The following is an 18,138-nucleotide window of genomic DNA, read 5'->3' as shown; positions in this document are numbered from 1 at the left end:
CTTTTTATTCAAATTTAAATTTGCGTTCCAGCCATTTGAAGAACAAGGTTAACAGAAGCGTCATGATCAAATAAATAATGGCGGCTATAAAGAACGGCATAATCGTAAAGTCACGATTCACCGCCGTCTGGGCAAAGTGAAGCAATTCAGGAACCGCAACCGCATAGAGCAGTGCCGTATCTTTAATCAGCGTTATGGATTCATTCGCCACAGAAGGCATAACCACGCGAAACATCTGAGGCAGAATAATGCGCGTCATCGTCTGCCACTTGTTGAAGCCCAGCACCTGTGAAGCTTCATACTGCCCTTTATCAATAGACAGCAGGCCGCCTCTGAAGATTTCCGCAAAATAAGCTGCATAGTTCAAAATAAAGCCAAGGCAAGCCGCGGTAAAGCGATCCAGCACCAAGTATTCACCAACTACGGGCAGCATCGGCAGGCCGAAGCAAATAATAAGCAGCTGCAGCAATAACGGCGTGCCTCGCATAACGTATATATACGTGTTGGCAAGCCATGCAAGCGGCTTACGGCTGCTCTTAACCGCTAACGTTAGTAAGAAGCCCAGTGGAATAGATAAAATGATGGCAATCAAGAACAACAGGACCGTCATCTGAGCCCCTTCAAGCATAGGCTTAATCATTGAGGCATAATAATCTTCGAGCATTGCATATTCCCCCAAAAGCAAAACGGGATTCCTCAGATAGAAACCCGTGTGCTTGAATCCTTATTCGGTTAATCTACTATTTCAAGAGTTTATTTTCGCCAAACCACTTTTTGGAGATCTCAGCAGCAGAACCATCTTGATTCATATCATCCATAGCCTTCTGCAGCTTCTCTAGAAGCGCTTCATTCCCCTTCTTGACGCCTACTCCGTATTCTTCTGGGGCAAGGGACTCCTCAAGCAGCTTGAAGGTTCCTTCTTCTTTGGACATATAATAGTTGATTACGACTTCATCAATCGCAACTGCATCGACGCGGCCAATCTTCAAATCGCTTAGAGCAAGAACATTATCAGAGAACTCCGTAACCTTTTTAAGCTTGGCTTGAATCGGATTCGCATTCAATGCATCTAATGCAGAGGATAACGACTGGATGCCTACTACTTTGCCTGTTAGGTCATCAAGCTTCGACAGATCCGAATCTGCTAGTGTGACAACTACCTGTGAATTCTTGAGATAAGGCTTCGTGAACAGCACTTTTCCCTTGCGTTCTTCTGTAATGGTATAGCCATTCCAAATAAGGTCGATGCGACCGCTATTCAGCTCCGATTCTTTTGTCTTCCAGTCGATAGGCTGAAATTCTGCCTTCATGCCCATTTTCTCTGCCGCTGCTCTAGCATAATCAATATCAAAACCGACGATCTCATTCTTCTCGTCCCGGAATCCCAGCGGAGCAAACTTATCGTCAATACCGATAACTACTTTCTCTCCATCGCCAGCTGCATCTTTTGAGCTGGAGCATCCTGTGAAAATGGCAATTGCTGCTGAGATGACTAGTACCATAGCTGCTAAACGTTTCATGAATTGAAATACCACCTTAATTAATATTTACTTTACTACGTTAACACGTTATCAGAGTCGATAATATCATATTTCTTTAAATTTTGTCGAGTGATAAGCGTTCATATCAAATTATTTACATATTAATATTCCATTTTTTGTTATGTAAAATATGAAAATCGACTGTTGTAGCTGCTTTTTGGTTACATCTTCTTTTCTATAGCCCCAAGGATTAGCTTTAAGTTAAGCAATGCGAAACTGCTGGGCGTTGGAGAAGGCTGTAGCGAATGCTAAACCCATCTGCAACCCTTCCGTAACCAGCTACTCAACTAACGTCTCCTCAACTGCGAGCACAATGACTGCCTCACTAATCTGTGAGGCTAGGCTCACCCATACGGTCTGCTTACCCTATACAAGCAGCCTTCTATGAGCCTAGACTCATAGCTCAAGAGCCTAGCTTCCTGAGGGATGAGGCTAGACTCATACTTATCTGTTTCCTGCGCTGATCGCCGAAATTATAGGTGGCTTCCCTCATAGTTATGTGAGCTTGCCTCATACAATCCAAAGCAGGAGTGAAGGAACCTGAGTGAATGAGCCCCCTTAGATAAGCAGAAAAAACCTCCGAAACCACCGGAGAGTGGCAACGAAGGTTTTTAGTTCAATTATTAGTTATTTATTATTCGCCATACTTTTTCGACTCTGTAGAATAGCGAGCTCTTTGCCTAGTGCGGTTTGTATGGATTGCTCCGCAAGATCCAGAATAGTCTGCGAATCCATATTGCGTTCAATGCCCGAGTTAAGCTGTCCTACCCATAAGGGTTTCGCTTTAAGATCGAGAGGAGTTACAGTGAACTCTTCCATTTTTTTCACCAATTCCTCGTGCAGCGCATATAGCTTTTGTCCGCCAAAGTATTCATTGGTTACCTCTAGCTTTTCTGCATTGCCGCGGGCAGGAATATACGCCGGTACACCGCCATTAACCCCTTGCTCTGCCCACTCAGTGACACAGAATTCAATAAATTTCCATGCCCAGGCCTTCTGCTTGGCATTAGACGGCATCATAAAGTTGGAGCTATTCATCCAGCCATATTGATTGAAGGGCAGGCGTGTCTCTCGCCACTTGCCAGCTAATTCAGGCGCCCATTCCTTAATCTGGCTGGCCCCCCAAGTACCTAGATACATCATTACAAGATTTCCATTCCTGACATCCTGTTCCCCTGAGAGTGTCCATACATCGGATGCGGAAGCCAGTCCTTCAGCATGAACCTGCTTGGCAATATTAATCGCACCCAGAAATTTCTCATTATTGCGCGCAAAGTTAAAATTGGAATCAAATATGCCTTGTGTACTTTCGAATACCTGCATAGCCTCCAATGTCCACTGTGCAATATAACGATTGTCCTTTTTCATCGCCTTGCCCATACTAATCCAATTATCAGGGTTCTCCATATATTTCCCCAATTCCTCCGGATCAGAAGGAAACCCGTACTCTTCCATAATATCTGCTCGATAATACGTCCCTAATGGTGAGGTTGCGGTTGGAAACCCGATCAATCGCTCCCCATCATAAGAAAGATTGCTATTCCACAGCGATTTGCTGAAGTCGATCCGATGCTTGTCCGCCCCATAATCCAGCAAATTCTCCAGTCCTGTGATTGCTGTAAACTGGCCGAACTGCTCACTATCCGTTAACATGACATCGGGTGTATTCCCGGCTGCGATGGCCCCAAGATAGAAATTCGCATGATCACTGTACCGAACTAACTTGTCATTTACTTTGACATTAGGATACTTTTTCTGAAAAGCTTCAATGGCGGGGCCCCAACCAACGTAATAAGTCCAAAATTCCAGTTCCACTGGCTCTGTCGATAAAGTGTCGATGGCTGCTGGAGCCGTTGGCTCTACTACCGGATTCGTGGCACTCGGCTTGCATCCTGCCAAGGACATCGCAAAGAGCGTAACGCATATTCCTATAACGCTTAATGATTTCTTCATTATCAAGCCCCTCCAATTGGGTTCACAGCATATTCTGCTAACATATATTGCTCGAATTGAGCACACCGCAACGGCTTGCTGAAATAGAAGCCCTGGAGTTCGTCGCACTGCAGTTCGGTTAAGAAGTTTTGTTCCTGCCTAGTTTCAATGCCTTCTGCTACCACCTTCATCCCCATACTATGAGCAAGCTCAATTACAGCCTTGATAATAGATGACTTTCTGGCATTATGCTCGGCATCTTCAATAAAAGTCCGATCAAGCTTCACAATAGAGATCGGCAGCCGCTGCAATTGACTAAGAGAAGAATAGCCTGTTCCGAAATCATCAATTGAAATATGAATACCCATCTTTCGCAGCTGATCGAGAGACTCAATTACCGTCTCCATCTGCTCTATAAACACGCTTTCCGTAATTTCAATAATCATATATTGAGCCTCAAGACCTGTAGTTTCCAATATGCCGCGAATATTCTCTATCAGGTTGCCTTGATAAAAGTGCTTGGCGGATAAATTAACCGAAACCGGCAATTTGGGAAATCCTTTATCCTGCCATTCTTTCGTTTGTCGACATGCTTCTCGGAAAACCCATAAGTCGATATCGATAATCATGCCGGATGTCTCTGCCAACGGGATGAACTTGACGGGAGAGATAAGTCCCTTATCAGGATGATTCCAACGGATCAGCGCTTCGAAGCCTATCGTCTTGCAGGTCTTCGGGCTAACCTTCGGTTGATAGACCAGAAAGAACTGTCCATCAAGCAGAGCATTACGCATTCCATTCTCCAGATGCATTTTTTCGTTAATGACATCCTCCAGTGCCTGATCAAAGAAATGATAGCTGCTCGCACCTTGCTCCTTCGCAACATACATGGCCATATCTGCTTTTTTCACAATGGCATCAATAGACGTTCCATGCTCCGGATACAGGCTAATGCCGATACTGATCGTCGTATATACAGAAGAATCCTCAAGCTCGAATGGCTCTTCAAAGCATCGGCAGATCTGTTCCGCATAAGCTCTCGGAGCATCGCAGGAATCATAACGCAGGATGAACACAAATTCATCTCCGCCCAGTCTAAATACGCTGCTTCTCTCGTCCATAATAGCAAGGAAGCGCTCCGCTACCTTCTGCAGGAGCATATCTCCAGCTACATGGCCAAGAGTGTCATTGATTTGCTTGAATCGATTCAAGTCAACGAACATAACAGCAACCCATTCATTGCGATTAGTCGCGTGTGACAGCCATTCGGTTAACACGTTCCGGAATTGCAAGCGATTGGGCAATCCAGTGAGGCTGTCATAATAAGCTAACTGATGGAGCTTCTCCTCAGATGTGCGAAGCTGCTGATTCATCCATACCGCTTCTTGGAACATCAACAGCAGGTTCTGGGACATATCCTTAAAGTTGTGTACGAGTGAGGAAATCTCTAATATACTGCTGTTCGGCCATTCCAAAGGGACCATCTGCTTCAGCTTCATAGGCAGATCGGTCGTCGATTCAGCCAGTTGCATCAGGCTGCGGCTTAACCAGCGATTAATAGCTAATGCCAGCATAGCGGCAATCGCGACGCTTCCGAGCATATACAGCAATTGATAAATATATTCTCGGAACATCTGTCCCTGGTACACCTCAACAGGAACACTGACCCTAAGCGTCAAGGGAACCCGGTTCAGCTCAACCTTATAAACATAATGTGCATTCCGCCATTGTTGGGTTGGGAGAAGAACGGTCGATTGGGCAGGTACTTCAATGAAAAAGTTTTCTACGATAGGAATAGCCGACGTTGCTTCAGCATGCTGTTGAGCTGTCAGAGGCATTGCATTGCTGGTCGCCAATACCTTATTCCGCTCTGTGCTGGTGATCGTAAGGTCGAACAGCTTCTGAGTCGTATTTCGATTAATAATTTCTTGAAGATATCCCATCTGTATAATATGCTCTGTGCGAATACCCAGTACATCCTCTTGCTTCCATTGCTCAAGTTCTTTCATTATGCTGTTCGCCGTATTGCTGGCCGTTTGGAGTGTCGTGCGAGTCGACACATCATAGGAATTCCAACCGCTAATGATCATATTCACGAGGAACGATAGAGCTACAACGGCTATCGAGAGGTGGAACAGCACCCTGCGGAACGGGATTGGGCGAGATTTGTCCTTAATAAGGCCAAGCCACCGTGCCAAGGGCAAATAATCGACTAATATTTCTGCGACTAACGTATTGAACAAACCATTGGATGCCGTAATAGCAAGCAGCAGAAAAAATTCGGTCGGAGAGAATACCCCAGAGAGCAAGCAAGCAACAAACGTAATCGGGGTACCGATTATTAACCAGAATAAGCCATCCATCTTAATCATGGAGCCTGGCCTTCTTAACAGCCAATAACCAATCCAACAAACTTCGAGCAGGAAGATACTTACAAACGCTGGATCATAGAATAGGAATATAGCGGCAGCATACACGACGGCAGCAGCAGGCAGTCCAACTCGCAATCCGAACAATCGGACCAAAGACAGCAGCAGAATATTCGTGAAGGTAAACGTAATGCCATAAATAAGCTGCAAGGGCTGTGAAGCGCTACCAAGAGCTAAGATAACAGCTCCTGCAATAAAGAGCCACCTGCGAAGGGGGTCGGAATTAACGAGAAGTCTCCACATGGGCGCAATCCTCCTGACGCATATCAATACAATGGGTCGTGATGAGAGAAAGGTTTGTTTTGATTCCCATATAAAAAAAACCAACAGCGATGCATGTGCAGCTATTTGGTCTCCAATCAACATAATAGATATGTCGGTCTGCAACCCGGCTGTCATATGAATTTACTTAAGACCCGTGGCTTTGCGTCCTATGCTCTCGCATAGTTTGCCTTTTCTATATGTTATTATAATATTTATATTTTACTAAAAGGAACGTGAAATTGGTAGCATTTTCATGCTTTTTTGGCATTATTTTAATACCGACAAACATCGTGTCTGTTCGCGATTTTTAGCTGTTTTTTTCCGACAAATTTCATGCAAAACAACCAAAAAATACGAATTACAGCGGGCGATCCCGCTGTTATCCGTCGATAAAAAAATAAGCCGCGCTAGCTGCTTTCCTCTCTTTTCTATTCATACCAGAAAGGGCTGCATCATATCTCACATTATTGTAACGTCATAATGAAGCTGGACAGCAAAAACCCACAACCTCGTGCGGTTGTGGGTTTACACATCATAGTATTACGATATTTTCCCTGCTTTTTGGTTCTTTCTGTGCAGCTTGATTTGCTGATCGGACGAGATCAGTATCGGCAGAACCTTAGTGCTGCTAATCATAGAAGACTTACACTGCAAGCATACAGGATCTTCTTTGAATGAGAAGCTATCTCTTATCCAACCGTTGCATTGTACGCTTGTACAGGACCAAATAGTGGTCATTTCTTCAGGTAAATTCTCCAACGGTCTATTCCAAGAATAATTCAATGGACCTTCCCCCTCAGAACAATCTTTGTGACTGGGTAGCATGATATTAAAAATCCCCAAACGGTTCGTTTGGGGATTTGATCATTATTCTACAGTTTTACAACGTTCTCAGCCTGTTGGCCTCTTTGACCTTGAACGACGTTAAACTCTACTTTTTGACCTTCGTCAAGCGATTTGAAGCCGTCGCCTGTAATTGCGCTGAAATGTACGAATACATCTTCGCCGCCTTCAACCTCGATAAAACCAAATCCTTTTTCTGCATTAAACCATTTAACTGTTCCTGTTTGCATAGAAACACCTCCAAATTTTACATGAAATTCTTATCCTGTTACAAATAAAAATTCACATATTGCACAAGGTTAGTAATTAAAATAATAACCCTCGGCAATATGTGAATTAGGTTAAATTCCAATATACTAATAATACCTTACTTTGAGACGAATAGCAAATTCTATATTTTAGAAATGATTGCATGGCCTATACCTTAATGGAATTATTCTCTATAATCCTCCACAATCATCTCAAGTGCGCCTGTCTCCGGGTCCATAACAAACCCATGTACAGGGATAGCCTCAGGGAACAGCGGATGCTTGCGGATCATCTTAACGCTATGCATGACCCCATCCTCCGGGCGCTCAAACCCGCGCAGAAACTTTTCCATTCGAATGCCCGAATTTTCAAGTGTCTCAATAACCAAAGGATCGATGCCATGCTCGGCAAACTTGCTGATAATCCGATCCGGTTCAATCTCCGTCATTCCGCAATTGAGATGACCTATGACAATAATCTCGCGTGCTCCTAATTCATATACCGCTACCAGAATGCTTCTCATAGCGCTGCCGAAGGGCTGGGTTAGGATGGCACCCGCATTTTTAATATACTTCGCATCGCCATTCTTCAAACCAAGCGCCTTCGGAAGCAGCTCGCTAAGCCGTGCATCCATGCAAGTAAGAATCGCTATTCTTTTATCCGGGTACTTGTCCGTTAAGTAATCCTCATAGGACTTCTCTTGGACGAATTGTTGATTATATGCCAATAAGCTGGGGACGATAGACATCTGATGGCCTCCTTAAATGATGCTGAACCTGAATAGGTTTTTTTATTTTAACATCAAATTTATAAGGATGGCAAAATTGTCGAAGCCCCGCCGTGCAATGCCCTACAGCCTCGGATCAAGCTCCTTCTCCTTCGCAACCTCGAATAACAGGTTGGCTACGGTTTCTTTGTAAGCCTCATTGGCTGGTGTAATTTCATTGAATCGCACCGATAGCATTCGAGCTCCCAAACGATATTCACTAGCTGATGTTCTGAGCTTCGAGCTAATATTTTTCTGCTTCATCAGCTTGCTGTATTTATGCGGGAATTTGTAGTCGTACCCATAAACAATAGAGAGATAGCTGCTATTGCGCACCTTGAGATAAGGCACGGCGTTATCACTCACCCGCTCCGGCTTAATGACGACCCCTTCCATCTGGTTCTCAACTGTCAGCTTGGAGAAATAGCTCTCTGCCCTTTCATATCCATCCGGCTCTGTAAGGTTAATCAGCATAAAGTCATCCTCTGATAGGAAACGATAGATCGTGGAGGTCGTTTCATCCGGCAAGCGTTCCTCCCCATTCTCATATACTTCCTTGAGCAGCGCGAACGGCTTATAAGCCAGCTTTGCCTCCCCTGCGTATAGCCCCAATTGCTTCTTATAGACTCGGTAAGCCTTCGTATGCTCCGCCAAAGGCATATACGTATCCTGCACTTCTCGAACATGCTTATAATTCTGATACACACTTGAGCCATACTTGTCGCTCAGCGCTGTCTTAGACTGATGGTACTGATCCTTCTCGAACCCGCTCTCGTTATAAGTAGCCGACAGCTTGTCGAAGGCTTCCTCGAAACCGTTCTGTCCCAAGAATGCAAGCTCCGTATCCAATGCCCTCTCGATCAAGCTGAACTGCTTTTGAATCAATCCGTTCCCCATCGCCTTCCATGGCAGGTCTATCCCCACACTTCTTGTAAAGCCGAGCGGAACAATTCATCCAGCTGTGCATCCAGATTCATCCCTACTGCCTGTACTGCCCCAGTCAATTGTTCATAATAAAGCAAACGTTCTTCTATATATTCATTAATCAAGGATATCTTCGGCTCAAAGTCCAATTCTTCTCCTGATTTTTTACGAAGGAGCAGATGCTGAATCTCATGCCACAACGGCGTATCTTGCGGAATAAGGTGTTGCACCAATGTATCGAATTGTATAGGCGGCATTTCATCGTACTTGTCGATCCACCCGCATGCTAGAATCGGGCGCAGCACATAGAAATATTTCTTAATCCTAACCTTCTCGCCTTGCAAATAATCCCGATAGTTGCCGCTAGCCATATTCATATAGTGATATAGGCATGATCGTGGAGAAAAAGTAAGCGGGGACATGCCACGCAATTGTTCTATAATGCTGTATTGTTCCATGTAGCAAATCGGTGACTGCATCCATTCCAATAATGGCGGATTGGACTTGCGGAACAAATGGAGTGCCTTCTTGAGATCCCAGCCGCTAATATCGAGCTTGTTGCTAATAGGTCGTTCAATAACATCACGTTTATCGAATAGAGATAGATACCAATTAACTGGCCGGATATAAATAAACCGAATGTCATAGTCACTATCCTGTGACGGGAAGCCCCATGCCCTGCTTCCGGATTCACAGGCGTATAGGATGCGAATCTGTTCTTCTTGCTCCAGCCTATGCAGCTCTTCTTTAATGGTTTTATCTATCATTTGATATCCGTCCCTTCTAATCAATGACGTTCTGTTGCACTGATCTTCTCACGATTCAGAGTGAACGAACAGGTCGAAAGTATGGCGAACCTGTAGAAAAAGGAGCTGTTTCAAGAGAGACCAGCTATCTAAGGGATAACTTCATCCGCGAGCACACCGATAACCTCACTAATCTGTGAGGCTATTCTCATCCATACAACCTGCTCTTCCGCCATGAGAAGCATTGTATGAGGCTAGCCTCATTGCTCAAGAGCCTAACCTCCTGAGGTATGAGGTTTTCCTCATATCTCAGGGCATTCCACACTAATCGTCATAATTATGGGAGCTTCTCCTCACACTTTGGTGTACTTTCCTCATGCCTCCAGAGTATGAGCGGGGATTGGGATTGCTGCCTTATTGATCAGCTAGTAAGAAGCAGCTTTATTAACACTACTTTGACTATGAGTGTATGGAGGGATTACCGTAATGACCACAAAGAGATTCGCCTGTAAACAGCGAGGATTTCTCCACAAGCAGCAGACTAGTGAATGAAATCCTTAGATAAAAGAAAAAACCTCCGAAGCCACTGTTAAGTGGAAACGGAGGTTTCTCTCTTCACCCAATATTAAACAGAAGCTTACGGGAGCCTCTATACAAATACTCTTACACTTGTTTAAATTCGATCCAGTCGATCTGCAGACCTGGCTTAACGAAATCCAGCTTCAGCTCATATAGCCCTGCTTCAAGAGCAACCTTCACAAGCTTTTGTTTAATCCATCTGCCATCTGTACCATTCGTTTGAATAACCGTCATCGGCTGATCATTAAGCGTCACGCTGCAGGCACTTTGCGCCAGCTCGGATTCCGGAGACATAATGTGTACAATAATCCGATAATCCCCGGCTTGATCTACATTGACTACAGTCGAGCCTGCTGATGCAGGGTTCACCTGTGCATTGTCCGCTAATGACTGTGCATGTTCCTTCGATAGTGCCGGATTGGCTGTGAAGGAGCCTACCGCTTCCTCAATCACCTGTTTTCTAGAGAATACCGGCGCTTGTATGAGGAACTCACAAATATTCATGGCGCTGCGTTGAAGCTCACCGCGGGTCAAAGTGCCATTATCCAGAGAATCGAGTGTGTTGTCATTCCATGCATTGATCTCCGCGCCATAGTTCATGACTACCATATACAGATCATTTTGTGCCCGAACCATCCAATTCGTAAATTTCCGATCTGCTGGGCCTCCATTAACCACGTCATTCATAATGGCCCACCAGTCAGTCATGACAATTCCTTTGAAGCCCCATTCCCCACGAAGAATTGTGGTATTCAAATCATAGTTGGAAGCTGCCCAATGTCCGTTAACCGGATTGTAGGAGGTCATAATCGAATTCGCTCCGCCTTGCTTGACTGCGATTTCGAAGCCCTTCAAATATATTTCCCGCAGAGCGCGCTCAGAGACGATAGCATCGACTTTGCTGCGATGCTTCTCCTGATTGTTGCAGGCGAAATGCTTCAACGTACCATTAGAGCCGCCTTTCATAATCCCGCGGGTGCATGCTGCTGCGAATACGCCTGAGATCAGCGGATCTTCCGAGAAATATTCGAAGTTGCGCCCATTAAGCGGGCTACGGCGAATATTCATGCCCGGTCCCAGCAAAGCATCCACATGATTGCTCAGCAATTCCTGCCCTTCCATAACATAAAGCTCCTCGACCAGCTCCGTGTTCCAAGTTGCCGCAAGCAAGGTTCCGATCGCAACCTGAGTCGCTTTTTGTCCACTATCCATCCGAATCCCGGACGGTCCGTCCGCTGTACACGCTACCGGAATGCCATAATCGAGCAGGCTGTCGCTGACCCCGCCGAATGCCGAAGCCGTACCTGGCGTAACAAGCGGGCTGCTCATGCCTTCTCCTCTAATGATAACCGCCAGGTCCTTATCGCTGAGCTGGGCAATGAAGACCTCCATACTGACCTTCCCGTCATGGACATCCCTTAGTTTATAGCCCTGATCACCAGTCTGCTCCAGAGTACGAGGCAGGTTGCCCTCAATTCTTGCCGCCATGGAAATTTTGCGAGTCGGCACCTCTTCGAAGCTCAGCTCATACGAGCCGTCTTCTTGGCGGGAGCCCGGCTTCATTCTTGTGAAGCTTTCCGTCGGCGCCATGGCTTCTTGAAGCTGTTCCACCAATTGAAGAGCTTCTACTACATAACCATCTTGCCCATCCATGCTGATTTCCTGCACCTTTCTTACGCTGCTGCCCACATACAAGCGGTACGTTCCTGCTTCTAAGACATAAGCCGATGGGAAGCCTGTCACTCCAGCATCATCATAGGAAGCCATAGTATGAACAGGGAAACTCACCGTCAGCTGCTCCGATTCACCCGCCTGCAGCTCCTTGGTCTTCACGAATGCCGCGAGTGCCCTTGCAGGTTGGCCGAGCTTTCCTTGCGGTGCTTCATAATAGACCTGTACAACCTCTTTCCCTGCATAAGCGGTTCCGATATTTTGTACAGTAACGCCGATTTCAATATAAGCCACGCCTTCTTTGAGCGTCAGCTTAGCTTCTTCAGGCTTAATTGCAAACTCTGTATAAGACAAGCCGTAGCCAAATTCATACTGAACACAATCCGGTCGAAACGTTTCGAAAAAACGGTAGCCTAAATAGATATCCTCTTGATAAACATTTTTTAGTTCATTCCCATAATTACGGGTTGAAGGATAATCGTCAATGGAGAAAGCAATGGTGTCCGTTAACTTGCCGCTTGGCGTGACCTCTCCGGCCAATACGTCAGCAATTGCATTTCCGCCTTCCATACCTCCGTGCCAGCTATAAATAACACATGGAATCGGGTGTACGTAGCCTTCATCATTCATCCAGCTCATATCGATAATATTCGATACATTCAGCACGACGACTGTTTGCTCGAAATAGGAGGTTACCAGCTTCAGCATTGCTTTTTCTTCTGCCGTCAATTGGTAGCTGCCCGGCTCATTGGCATTATCTTGGTCTTCTCCTGCTGTACGGCCTATCACAACGATGGCTTTGGCTGATTTATTCCTTGCCGCAGCTACCAGCTCATCCGTGAGGGGCATTTCCTTTTGGTGCCATGGTTCTGCTGCCCAGCCGCCTCCGCCATTATCGAAAGGATTCGATTTAATCCACTCTTCATATACGGCTGCTAATTCTTCGTTAATCGCAATGTCCTTTTTATCCCGAAGGCCATCCAGCAGATTCGTTGTATGGGTTACGTGAACACTGCCCCCAGAGCCTGTGCCGCTGCGATAATAATTAACCTGCGTCCTGCCAAAAACAGAAACCGCCTCGTTTTTCAGAAGAGGAAGAACATGTCCGTCATTTTTCAGCAGAACAGCACCCTCTGCGGCTACCTTCCTGCTAAATTCAGCAAAGCCTTCTAATGGAATTCCGAATTTCTGTGTGCTCATTGTGTGCCCTCCTGGTTGTCAGCTCCGCACCTATTCCTAGATAGGGAGAAACTCGGTTGATAATTGCTTCTAAATGAACGCTCTTTCACTAATAGCCTCTTATAAGCACAAAACGATAGTGTAAGGCATCTACCTAGTATCATAGTAGCAAATGCCATTGAAGAAAAGAAAAATTCGCATGCATCGCATTATTTATTTTTTGAGCTCCCTTAACAAAAAGAACTCACCTTGGGCTAGTTCAGCCAAATACAGCCGACCCAGAGCGAGCTCAAGAAGTATAACCTAACTATTCATTAACCATACGTCCTTCATAGAGCACAATTACTTCATGACGAGCTATCTCTATATCAAAGGCGATAAATACCAATACATTCTCCGTATATCTCTCTCTAACTCTTCATCTATAGTTATTCCTCTTCTATGTTCGCTATTATTAGAAATGGATATAATCAGGTCTAGCCCCGAGAGAGCAAGAGGTTTGTTATCCTCGCTTGCCTATGACAAAATAATAGTTGGAGAGGGAGGCTGACCTTATGGAAACAACAAATAGGTTTACAGGAAAAGCGGCTATTTATGCGGAATATCGTTCGAGCTATCCTCTGCAATATATCGACTATCTCGTTAGCTCCAGCTCTTTGACCCCGGAGCATCGGATCGCAGATATAGGCTCCGGTACAGGCATTTTGACCAGACAGCTGCTTGATCGCGGTCTACAAGTAAGTGCCATTGAGCCAAACGCAGATATGCGTGCTGCTGCTGAGACCGGCCTGCAGCATTATTCTGGATTTTCTTCTTTCAATGGCACCGCCGAGCATACACAGCTCCCGGACCATAGTATAGATCTTATTACGGTTGCTCAAGCTTTCCATTGGTTCGATAAGGAAAGCTTCTTACGGGAATCCCAGAGAATATTGAAGCAAGATGCGAGTGTTGCTTTGGTATGGAACAGCCGAGTATCAACGAGTGATTTGGTTAAGGCGAATTGGGAAATATGCAAGGCGTACTGTCCCGATTTCATAGGCTTTAGTGGGGGGATAGAGGAAACTCCTGCTATCTATCAGCAATTTTTCAGGGATGGGGAATTTGAGTATCGGCAATTTGAGAACCCTCTCACCTTTGATTTGAACAGCTTCATTGGCCGAAATTTATCAGCCTCTTATGCCCCGAGGCAGACCGATGAACAGTATGATCCGTTCGTTCAGGCTCTCACCGAATTGTACGCACAGTACAGCAAGAACGATGTATTGATCATGCCCAATCTGACCCGCAGTTATATGGGGAAGGTGTAATTGTCCTGTAGGATCACTAGGTTCCGAAGTTGTGCAGCGCCTTGCGGAACCACGTTCCTCTATTTATTTCATTGCCTCTCTTTCTTTAAAATAACTGATCTGCATTCCGCTATTTGTTGGAATTCCTCTTCATGCTCTCTCATTCGCAAAAATAACGGAACCGTATTCCGTAATTTATCTCAAATCATTTTAAAAGTCACAAATAGCGGAGCTGCGTTCCGTTAGGTACACAGTTAGCTACACAAGTAGCTTAAATTCATCGAACGCTTCTCGCTCCAAACAAGCATCTAATCCATACCTCGTGTCATCTGGTAATAGCCGGGAACAGGCTTATAGCCAAGCTTTTGGTTAATTCTCAGCATGGGCACATTGAATGAGTCGTTATTCGTGCGGATAGAGTGGCAGCCCCGTACACTGGCTTCGATAATGGACTGCTCTTTGAGTGCCTTAGCAATACCTTGACCGCGATAGGCAGCATCAACACCGGTAAAGCTGTTATAAAGGCTCTTCGATTCTGGAAAAGCAGTAAGCTGCACTACCCCAACAGGTGAATCCGTATCATTAAGTGCTATAAGGACCAACGATCTGTCAAAATCACTCTTATCAACGCTACGCTTGCGCCATTCGCTGTACCACATATATTCCCCCTCGAAGCCTGGAATATCTTCATTCGTCGCACGATACAAATCGTATAACCGACGTTCAAATTCCTCACCCGGTCTATCCGCTAATGTTGCTATCTGGAATCGACCGTCCCCACTGGTGACAAGACCTGAATCCTTACTGCTTGCAAGAACAAGAACATTCTCACTTAATTCAATTTGTGATTCGAACAAATGTCGTTCCTGTGTATAACCCCGATTGGTTGCAAATGCAATAGAAACGGGATCATTATCCCGAATATCGAACACTAGACGATCCGCTTCTACCCTCAAAGCATAGGACATTATGGCCTCATAAAGCCTATTGCCTATCCCTTTCTTTTGTTCATTCGGGTCTACAATAACTTGCCCATACAGTGCGCCCGGAAGCGACCAAGGCGCTCGCCATGCATGAGCGTATCCAAGTACCGATCCTTGATCGTCTTCCGCAATCAAACGCAGTCGGTCATGCCCTGTTAGGCGATCATTCTCGTCACGAGTTAACGATCCTTCCAGCGGTATCAGCGCATCTTCATCTGCAACCTCCTTTATTGTTATCAGCTCTGAAGCAATCCCGTTGAACAGACGGACAGCTGCCTCATAATCCTGAGGCACAACCATCGGTCTAATAATTATCCCCATTTTCTTTTCTCCTCTTATACTCATTCATTATAATCTATAAATATTGGTATTTATTCCATTATAATCAGCCGTCATACCACTTCATAGCAAGTTTAATCATTTGATATAAAAAAGAGACACATTAGTATAAACTGATGTGTCTCCTTCAACGCTATTCCATTTATCGCCTACTTAATGAGCAGCAGAGCCTTTAAGATTAAGAATAACGACCCCTGCTATATGTCGCTTGTAATCGCATGCCGATTTCTAAAACAATAGTGTATCCTGATGAAATAATTAATACAATTTGTTCTCCTTGTTTTCCACTAACATAGGTTTGCTTAATAAAAACGCGTACCCATCAAATATCGGTACGCGCTGATTAGCTATGCTACTCGCCCAAAATTCCCTCTACAATTCCGAGCAGCTCCAATGGGCTGAACGGCTTCGCGATAAAGCTTCTAACTCCTGCATCCATCGCTTTCTTCCGATCTGAGTCCTGTGCCTTGGCCGTCAGCATAAGGATTGGCATCTTAGCCTTTAATTCCTGCGGCAGCCGTTCCAGAATCTCCATTCCAGATAGCTCCGGCATCATATAATCAAGAAGCATTAAGTCATACTCGGTCTGACTTAGCTTCTCCAATGCGATTCTTCCATCCTCCGCCACCTCAATCTGTACATCCAGATCTTCAAGTGTATCGGCAATCAGCATGCGAAGAATTTCCTCATCATCAACGATCAATATTTTTTTCATAGCGCCCCCTTGGCTTGCGTTCCTTATTTATATATTTTGTGTACCAATCGTTCGACTCTTGATACTAGCTCCGTCATTTGGAAAGGTTTAATAATATAATCATCGGCCCCATGCTGCAGTGCATGAATAATATCCGTTTGGTTCGTTCTTGCGGTTAACATAGCTACAACGATATTCCGTTCCGGATATTCTTGACGAAGCTTATTCAATACTTCTACTCCATCCATAGTCGGCATAGCGCCATCCAGCAGTATAATATATTTATCCTGATCGGAATACCAATCCGATTGCAAGAACGCAATGCCATCCTCATAGCCTCGTACTGACACTTGAATAGCTCTGCTCGGCTGCCATTGCAGCAGCTGGGATACGACTATTTCCCGAATAAGCGGATCATCATCCACAATAATAATATTCAGCTTCTGTTCCTTCTGAGCACTTACCATCTGCGGCGAAAAGAGGACCGCTTGATTCCGCCCGGATACTTTGCCTGCGTAGAGCGCTTGGTCAGCCTCTTCAACCATTTTCTCAGGATGGGCATTGCCTGCATGGCTATCCGTAATTCCTGCTGTGAAAGCGACATGGAAGGAATGCCCGGCTGATACGAATAGATGAGCATAGAATTGCTCACGAATACGCTGAAGCAGGTCCAGTGCCTGTGACTTGTCCGTACTCGGAAGAATCAGGGCAAACTCCTCTCCACCATAGCGGCATAAAATATCTCCTTCGCGTTTGGCATCCATTACGATAGCTGCGAAGCTTCTCAGCACCTCATCGCCCATAAGATGCCCGTAGGTATCATTCACCTGCTTGAAGTGATCCAGATCCATGAAGATCAGCGTGAATACTTGATCTGTTCGTTGGAAGTTCGAGATCAACTGATGCATCACTTTGTTGAAATGCTTGCGATTATAAGCCCCTGTCAGCTCATCGACCGTGATCGAATGCTCCCATTGCTGTTTAATTTGGAAGCGATTATCTATTAAAACAAGCAGTAGCTCTTCATCTATCGGCTTGGAAAAGAAGTCCATGGCTCCCAAACGATACGCATGAATGCGGTGCTCTCTCGTATCGTTGGTGCTAATGACAATAATCGGCGAGTGCTCCTGCTGCGATTTCTCTACGATTTGCTTAAGAACCTCCATCCCGTTCGTGTCCGGGAGAAGAATATCCAGAAGAATCATGTTCGGCTTCCAATCATAAAAGAGCTTAAGCCCGCGCTCGGCCGTCAACGCGATATTGACTGGATAACCGCGCTCCTCCAATAGGCCTTTCAAATAAGCAGCCAGTTCCACATCGTCATCAATAATAAGAATGCGTTTCCCTTCCTGCTCATTCAATGACAACTGCTCTGTCGGCACGCTGGAGGGATTTCCATCAATTAGAATCGCCGGGATATGCTCGAATAGGGAGCCTAACAGCGTATGCCACTCTGAATATGTAAAGGGGCGCATGCTCGTATCAGAGAAGAGCTCCAGCTTATGGGCTGCCTCATTCTCTATCTCCACCATTCCGATTGTTCCTGCCGTTCCTTTTAGATTATGAAGAAAACGATAAATTTCCTTCTCCTCTACGAAATCCCTGCTTGCCCATTCATCGAGCGAGCTTCTCATTCGTTGCTCCACAAGATGCTTATACTTTTCTATAATCAATTGACTTCTCCTCAAGGATTCATTTTTTTCAGCCAAC

At 45.3% G+C, this 18,138-nt stretch carries 14 protein-coding genes and 1 riboswitch; of the genes, 1 reads left to right on the top strand and 13 read right to left on the bottom strand.

What is annotated here, in order from left to right; all coding sequences use genetic code 11:
• Positions 1 to 4 precede the first annotated feature (4 nt).
• The 10 genes from AC50YO_RS21425 to AC50YO_RS21380 form a co-directional block, all read right to left on the bottom strand.
• Positions 5 to 664 carry an amino acid ABC transporter permease gene (locus AC50YO_RS21425; protein WP_494850219.1) on the bottom strand — a complete coding sequence of 220 codons (660 nt, stop codon included), beginning with the start codon at positions 662 to 664 and terminating at the stop codon, positions 5 to 7.
• 76 nt (positions 665 to 740) lie between these two features.
• Positions 741 to 1,520, bottom strand: coding sequence for an amino acid ABC transporter substrate-binding protein (locus AC50YO_RS21420; RefSeq protein WP_494850218.1), 780 nt, complete (start codon positions 1,518 to 1,520; stop codon positions 741 to 743).
• Between the two features lie 648 nt (positions 1,521 to 2,168).
• A complete protein-coding gene (locus tag AC50YO_RS21415; protein ID WP_494850217.1) occupies positions 2,169 to 3,494 on the bottom strand; it encodes an ABC transporter substrate-binding protein in 1,326 nt (441 codons plus the stop codon).
• Positions 3,495 to 3,496: 2 nt separating this feature from the next.
• Complete coding sequence (locus tag AC50YO_RS21410; RefSeq protein ID WP_494850216.1) at positions 3,497 to 6,145, bottom strand: putative bifunctional diguanylate cyclase/phosphodiesterase; 2,649 nt, start codon at positions 6,143 to 6,145, stop codon at positions 3,497 to 3,499.
• Positions 6,146 to 6,281: 136 nt separating this feature from the next.
• A riboswitch (cyclic di-GMP riboswitch) is annotated at positions 6,282 to 6,365 on the bottom strand.
• 341 nt (positions 6,366 to 6,706) lie between these two features.
• On the bottom strand, positions 6,707 to 6,949 hold the full coding sequence (locus AC50YO_RS21405) for a cold-shock protein (protein ID WP_494850215.1): 243 nt from the start codon (positions 6,947 to 6,949) through the stop codon (positions 6,707 to 6,709).
• A gap of 89 nt (positions 6,950 to 7,038) precedes the next feature.
• On the bottom strand, positions 7,039 to 7,239 hold the full coding sequence (locus AC50YO_RS21400; protein WP_494850214.1) for a cold-shock protein: 201 nt from the start codon (positions 7,237 to 7,239) through the stop codon (positions 7,039 to 7,041).
• Between the two features lie 203 nt (positions 7,240 to 7,442).
• Positions 7,443 to 8,006 carry a beta-class carbonic anhydrase gene (locus AC50YO_RS21395; RefSeq protein WP_494850213.1) on the bottom strand — a complete coding sequence of 188 codons (564 nt, stop codon included), beginning with the start codon at positions 8,004 to 8,006 and terminating at the stop codon, positions 7,443 to 7,445.
• A gap of 102 nt (positions 8,007 to 8,108) precedes the next feature.
• Positions 8,109 to 8,948 carry a hypothetical protein gene (locus tag AC50YO_RS21390; RefSeq protein ID WP_494850212.1) on the bottom strand — a complete coding sequence of 280 codons (840 nt, stop codon included), beginning with the start codon at positions 8,946 to 8,948 and terminating at the stop codon, positions 8,109 to 8,111.
• Positions 8,939 to 9,715 carry a nucleotidyltransferase domain-containing protein gene (locus AC50YO_RS21385; RefSeq protein ID WP_494850211.1) on the bottom strand — a complete coding sequence of 259 codons (777 nt, stop codon included), beginning with the start codon at positions 9,713 to 9,715 and terminating at the stop codon, positions 8,939 to 8,941. Before AC50YO_RS21385 ends, AC50YO_RS21390 begins: the two co-directional genes overlap by 10 nt.
• Positions 9,716 to 10,357: 642 nt before the next feature.
• Positions 10,358 to 13,144 (bottom strand): glycoside hydrolase family 3 C-terminal domain-containing protein, encoded by a 2,787-nt coding sequence (locus tag AC50YO_RS21380; RefSeq protein ID WP_494850210.1) that lies wholly within the window; start codon positions 13,142 to 13,144, stop codon positions 10,358 to 10,360.
• Between the two features lie 533 nt (positions 13,145 to 13,677).
• Here AC50YO_RS21380 and AC50YO_RS21375 point away from each other — a divergent pair.
• Positions 13,678 to 14,433, top strand: coding sequence for a class I SAM-dependent methyltransferase (locus tag AC50YO_RS21375; protein ID WP_494850209.1), 756 nt, complete (start codon positions 13,678 to 13,680; stop codon positions 14,431 to 14,433).
• A 287-nt stretch (positions 14,434 to 14,720) separates the two neighbouring features.
• Here the strand turns inward: AC50YO_RS21375 and AC50YO_RS21370 are convergent, their stop codons facing one another.
• From AC50YO_RS21370 to AC50YO_RS21360, 3 genes are all read right to left on the bottom strand, one after another.
• Positions 14,721 to 15,716 carry a GNAT family N-acetyltransferase gene (locus tag AC50YO_RS21370; RefSeq protein ID WP_494850208.1) on the bottom strand — a complete coding sequence of 332 codons (996 nt, stop codon included), beginning with the start codon at positions 15,714 to 15,716 and terminating at the stop codon, positions 14,721 to 14,723.
• 370 nt (positions 15,717 to 16,086) lie between these two features.
• The gene (locus AC50YO_RS21365) at positions 16,087 to 16,449 is read right to left on the bottom strand and encodes a response regulator transcription factor (protein WP_494850207.1); all 363 of its coding nucleotides are present in this window, start codon (positions 16,447 to 16,449) and stop codon (positions 16,087 to 16,089) included.
• A 23-nt stretch (positions 16,450 to 16,472) separates the two neighbouring features.
• Positions 16,473 to 18,101: a response regulator gene (locus AC50YO_RS21360; RefSeq protein ID WP_494850206.1), complete on the bottom strand. Its 1,629-nt coding sequence runs from the start codon at positions 18,099 to 18,101 to the stop codon at positions 16,473 to 16,475.
• Between the last annotated feature and the right edge of the window lie 37 nt (positions 18,102 to 18,138).

The organism is Paenibacillus sp. J22P59 (assembly GCF_059383895.1).
The sequence above is the reverse complement of the archived record's forward strand: the minus strand, read 5'-3'. Positions and strand labels throughout refer to the sequence as shown.

Bases quoted from the DNA above. Each gene is read 5' to 3' on its own strand.
- AC50YO_RS21365 (WP_494850207.1), bottom strand. From the start codon at position 16,449: ATGAAAAAAATATTGATCGTTGATGATGAGGAAATTCTTCGCATGCTG.
- AC50YO_RS21375 (WP_494850209.1), top strand. From the start codon at position 13,678: ATGGAAACAACAAATAGGTTTACAGGAAAAGCGGCTATTTATGCGGAA.
- AC50YO_RS21420 (WP_494850218.1), bottom strand. From the start codon at position 1,520: ATGAAACGTTTAGCAGCTATGGTACTAGTCATCTCAGCAGCAATTGCC.
- AC50YO_RS21415 (WP_494850217.1), bottom strand. From the start codon at position 3,494: ATGAAGAAATCATTAAGCGTTATAGGAATATGCGTTACGCTCTTTGCG.
- AC50YO_RS21410 (WP_494850216.1), bottom strand. From the start codon at position 6,145: ATGTGGAGACTTCTCGTTAATTCCGACCCCCTTCGCAGGTGGCTCTTT.
- AC50YO_RS21395 (WP_494850213.1), bottom strand. From the start codon at position 8,006: ATGTCTATCGTCCCCAGCTTATTGGCATATAATCAACAATTCGTCCAA.
- AC50YO_RS21400 (WP_494850214.1), bottom strand. From the start codon at position 7,239: ATGCAAACAGGAACAGTTAAATGGTTTAATGCAGAAAAAGGATTTGGT.
- AC50YO_RS21380 (WP_494850210.1), bottom strand. From the start codon at position 13,144: ATGAGCACACAGAAATTCGGAATTCCATTAGAAGGCTTTGCTGAATTT.
- AC50YO_RS21370 (WP_494850208.1), bottom strand. From the start codon at position 15,716: ATGGGGATAATTATTAGACCGATGGTTGTGCCTCAGGATTATGAGGCA.
- AC50YO_RS21425 (WP_494850219.1), bottom strand. From the start codon at position 664: ATGCTCGAAGATTATTATGCCTCAATGATTAAGCCTATGCTTGAAGGG.
- AC50YO_RS21385 (WP_494850211.1), bottom strand. From the start codon at position 9,715: ATGATAGATAAAACCATTAAAGAAGAGCTGCATAGGCTGGAGCAAGAA.